This window comes from Leptotrichia sp. (genome assembly GCF_057270615.1).
Genome location: NZ_DBHIXN010000092.1, coordinates 1 through 4,558 on the forward strand (window position 1 = coordinate 1; position 4,558 = coordinate 4,558).

General features: G+C 27.8%; 7 protein-coding genes and 1 pseudogene. All 8 read right to left on the reverse strand.

What is annotated here, in order from left to right; all coding sequences use genetic code 11:
* Nucleotides 1-174 precede the first annotated feature (174 nt).
* Entirely contained in the window at nt 175-363 is a 189-nt protein-coding gene (locus tag ACO409_RS10260) for a PepSY domain-containing protein (protein ID WP_485556981.1), read from the reverse strand.
* On the reverse strand, nt 360-491 hold the full coding sequence (locus tag ACO409_RS10265) for a hypothetical protein (RefSeq protein ID WP_485556973.1): 132 nt from the start codon (nt 489-491) through the stop codon (nt 360-362). The genes ACO409_RS10260 and ACO409_RS10265 overlap by 4 nt, the downstream gene beginning before the upstream one ends.
* A gap of 226 nt (nt 492-717) precedes the next feature.
* The gene (gene lysS, locus ACO409_RS10270; RefSeq protein WP_485556975.1) at nt 718-2,202 is read right to left on the reverse strand and encodes a lysine--tRNA ligase; all 1,485 of its coding nucleotides are present in this window, start codon (nt 2,200-2,202) and stop codon (nt 718-720) included.
* 143 nt (nt 2,203-2,345) lie between these two features.
* Entirely contained in the window at nt 2,346-2,726 is a 381-nt protein-coding gene (locus ACO409_RS10275; protein WP_485556977.1) for a DUF1934 family protein, read from the reverse strand.
* Nucleotides 2,727-2,776: 50 nt separating this feature from the next.
* Nucleotides 2,777-3,202, reverse strand: coding sequence for a hypothetical protein (locus tag ACO409_RS10280; RefSeq protein WP_485556979.1), 426 nt, complete (start codon nt 3,200-3,202; stop codon nt 2,777-2,779).
* 12 nt (nt 3,203-3,214) lie between these two features.
* The gene (locus ACO409_RS10285) at nt 3,215-3,685 is read right to left on the reverse strand and encodes a 23S rRNA (pseudouridine(1915)-N(3))-methyltransferase RlmH (RefSeq protein WP_314395509.1); all 471 of its coding nucleotides are present in this window, start codon (nt 3,683-3,685) and stop codon (nt 3,215-3,217) included.
* 61 nt (nt 3,686-3,746) lie between these two features.
* Nucleotides 3,747-4,229 (reverse strand): hypothetical protein, encoded by a 483-nt coding sequence (locus ACO409_RS10290; RefSeq protein ID WP_485556983.1) that lies wholly within the window; start codon nt 4,227-4,229, stop codon nt 3,747-3,749.
* Nucleotides 4,230-4,317: 88 nt separating this feature from the next.
* Nucleotides 4,318-4,558: pseudogene (locus ACO409_RS10295) on the reverse strand (RNA-guided endonuclease TnpB family protein); the annotation flags it as partial.

Genomic DNA, 4,558 nt, shown 5'->3' on the forward strand with positions numbered 1-4,558 from the left:
AACTTTTTTCTTCATAATTCGGATTCGACCAAAAATCCTATCCTTTGTAATTTTGTAACTTCCTTTTTTTGTACGCAAGCTCCTACCCTCGCATACATGACCTTTACTCCTTTTTCTGCATATAAGCTCCTACCCTCATATGCACGACCATTTCTCCATAAAACTCTTTATTTCCTAATCTCTATCTACATCCCAATCTATAATTCTTCCAGTGTACGCATCGATTTCAAAATCATAGGTATAACCTCTATAATGAATTTCTCCTTCATAAGAATTATCATCAAAATCAAAATCTTTAATATTTCTCAGCGTTGCACCAGGAACTTTTGCTAATGCTATTTGTTTAGCTCTTGTTGGGGTTATTTTTGATCTTCTATAAGAACTTTTTTATGACTGAAATTTGATTTTTTGTAATCTTTACTTCCAGCAAAACTCAAAGAACCTAATACTAAACAACTTAACAATGCTACTTTTAAGAATTTGTTTCCCATAATCCTCCTTTGCATTTTTTATTTGTAATTGCCGTTCCTTTGTTACATTGTAATAGTATCATATAAAGATTAAAGAAAAATGAGAACTTTTAATTTTTTCTCATTTTTTAAAATTTTTATAAAAAAATAGACATTCTCTACTTCTGAGATTGCCTATTTTTCTAGATTTCCAAGACTAATTTCATGATTATCTTTTATTTTTTGATTAATAAATTAATTTAAAAAATTATAATTCGATGTCTTCTTTTCTTAATGTTGGGAACAAGATTACGTCTCTGATTGATGCTGAATTAGTTTGTAACATAACTAACCTATCAATTCCAATTCCTAATCCTCCTGCAGGTGGCATTCCGTATTCCAAAGCTCTGATGTAATCTAAATCCATTCCTTGTGCTTCATCATCTCCTGCTTCTTTCAATTTAACTTGCTCTTCAAATCTTTCTTTTTGGTCTCTTGGATCATTCAATTCTGAATATGCGTTTGCAAATTCTCTTCCAGAAATAAACAATTCAAATCTGTCAACCCATTCAGTTTCACCCTTTTGATTTTTTGAAAGTGGAGAAATTTCTTTTGGATATTCTGTTATGAATGTTGGATTAATCAATGTTTCTTCAACTTTTTCTTCAAACATCAAGTTCAAAATTCCAAATTTTGTGTAAGTTTTATCTTTTTCTAAAGGTATTCCTAATTCTTTTGCTTTTTCAACAGCTTCTTCATCGCTTGAAATTGAATCAAAATCAAATCCAGTCGCTTCTTTTACAGCTTCTTTCATTGTTACTCTTCTCCAAGGTTTAGCTAAATTAATAGTTTTATCTTCATATTCAATTTCATATTTTCCATGTAACTCAAAAGTCAAACTAGAAATTAAATCTTCTGTCAAGTCCATCATATCATTAAAATCGGCATACGCTTGGTACAATTCCATCATCGTAAATTCAGGATTATGTTTTACAGAAATCCCTTCATTTCTAAAACTTCTATTAATTTCAAATACTTTTTCAAATCCACCAACTAGCAATCTTTTTAAGTATAATTCCGGTGCAATTCTTAAAAATAATTCCATATCTAATGCATTATGGTGTGTTACAAATGGTCTTGCAGTCGCTCCACCTGCGATTGGGTGCATCATTGGAGTTTCAACTTCCGTAAATCCTTTTTTTTCTAAATAACTTCTAAAAAATCTAATAACTTGGAATCTTTTTTTCATAGTTTCCATAACTTCTCTATTCATTACCAAGTCAACATATCTTTGTCTATATCTAGTTTCAACATTTGTTAATCCGTGGAATTTTTCTGGTAGTGGTCTTACATTTTTTGATAAAACTTCAAAAGATTTTGCTCTTAAAGTCAATTCTCCAGTTTTTGTTCTAAATAATGTTCCTTCAATACCAATAAAATCTCCCATTCCTAATTTTTTATAAATTTCATATTGGTCTTCTCCAACTTCATCTTTCTTTACATAATATTGAATTTGTCCAGTCGGATCTTGAATTTTTCCAAATCCATTTTTACCCATTCTTCTAAATGCAACAATTCTTCCCGCTGTTTTAAATACTTTTTCACAAGTTTCATCATACTTATTAATTTCTGAAATATCATCTACCTTATCGTAATGTCTTCCATAAGGCTCAATTCCCATTTCTTTTAATTCTTCTACTTTTTTTAATTTTTCTTTTATTATACCATTATCATTCTGGTTTTGATTATTCATTCACTTTTTCCTTTCTGCTTTTTTATAGTAAAACTGATTTAAAACTGAACTTAAAAGCTAAGACTATTTTACTCAAATCCTAAATTTATATAATTTTTAATAGATTTGAGCATATTATAAAATATAAATATCTCTAAAATTGTTTAATCATCTGGCATATCTATAAATTGCACTTCTAAGTTTATACTATTTATCACTTCATTACTATGTATTATATCATATTCCAGCACTATTTTTCCATTTTCTTTTTGAATTTTTTTTGTGAAAATTTTGTATTTTCCTTTAAATTCTTCTGTAATATAAATAAAAGGTGTATGTTTTTTATTTTGAAAAATTTGTCTTGAGTTGATTTTACCATATCTATAAATTTCAACAGAATTACCTTTATCAATGATTTTACAATTTCCATATTCATCACTATAATAGTACTCTTTTTTTTCTTCTTGTGCCAATACTTTTTCCAACTCAAATAATTTTTCATAATTTTGATTAAAATTATCTAGACTTTTTATTTTTATTTTCATTATATTCCTTATTTTTGATTTTTATATTATTTTTAAATTATAAAATAAATCTATTCATTTTCATCATCAAAAAAATCATCTAAGAATTCTGATAAATCTTCATCATCTGCTTCTTCTTCTTCATCAAAAAATTCATTTTCATCAGCATTCAATGAATCAAAATTACTTTCATCAAACTCTCCATCTACATTCTCATTTTTATCATATTCCCCAAAATCTTCATTCCAGTACATATAATCCTTGTCAGAGCCGTAATATTCATCATTCCATATTTCCAGCACCTGATCTTCCTCATCTTCATCTAAATCATACAATTCTTCTTCAATACTGTCATAGTAAAAAACTTTCTTTTCCCCAGTTTCACTATCACAAACTAAATATTCCTTATCTCCTACCGTAATATTTGAAAGACACGTATATTCTTCAACATCCCCTTCGCTATTAGTTTTTTCAAATTCTTCCCCAGCAGAATACATAACTTCCCTCCATTATTTATGATATTTTATATTATTATTAATTGAAATCCATCTATATATTTGCTCTGACAAAATTAACCGCATAAGCTGATGTGGAAATGTCATTTTTGAAAAACACAGTCTGTAATCTACAATTTTCCGCAAATTATCGTCAACTCCATTTGAACCGCCAATTATAAAATTAATTTCACTATTTGTCATTGAAATTTTTTCAATTTTATCAGCCATTTCTTCTGAAGTTAACATTTTTCCTTTTAAATCAAGCAAAATATTATATGAATAATTTTTTTTTGAAATAACATTTATTATTCTTTCAGTTTCAGAATTTATTGCATTTTCAATCCCTTTGTTATCATCTTCTTCAGCTAGTTCTGTAATTTTTAGTTTTGTATATTTTGATAACCTCTTTGAAAATTCAGCTATTCCCTCTCTTATATATTTTTCTTTTACTTTTCCAATACATACTATATTAATTCTTATCATATTTTTCCTTTATTGTCAAAAGTTTTTTTCATTTTTTTACTAATTTCCCCCAGTTTTACCATTATTTTTTTCTTCCAAACATTTTATCTAAATCGTTTTTAGACAATTTTACAATAATTGGTCTGCCATGCGGACATGTATATTTTCCCACTTCATGAATCCTTCGTACCATATTCTGCATTTCAAACATATCCAGCTTCTGCCCAGCTTTTACAGCCCCCTTGCACGACATTGAAATAATAATGTTTTCTCTCAAGTCCTTTATTTCAACTTCATTTTTTAGATCCAGCAAAAGCTGTAAAAATACATTTTCAATACTATCCCGAAAATCAAAAGCAGGTACAGCACGAATCACAATCTCGTTTTCTGAAAATTCATCAATATCAAATCCAAAATCATTAAAAACATTTATATTTTCAAAAATAATATTTTTTTCAATTTGCGTAACTTCCATTTTTAATGGTAACAATAAATGCTGTGATTCAATTTTTTTATTATAAAACTTATCTTTTAATTCTTCATACAAAATTCTTTCATGAATAATGTGCTGATCCTGAACCTCCCACGACTAAAGTCGCAGGGTTCTAAAATCTTTAAAATTATTTAAAAATTTTCTAAGAAGTTTGATAGCTTTACACTACCCTTATTCTTTTAGGTGTGTTCAGCTCACCTCTATTGTATAGGACGCTTAAGTCCACAACTTTACTTTTTCTTAATATATTTAATGCTCCGTTACAATCTGCATTTAATTGATAGCCTTTACTTGTTTGATATAGTCCTCTTTTTATTCTTTTTCCACTGAATATATATTTTTGTGAATTTTCTTTATCATATATTGGAATTTCATCTCCATCAAAGAAACTTGCTTTTGAT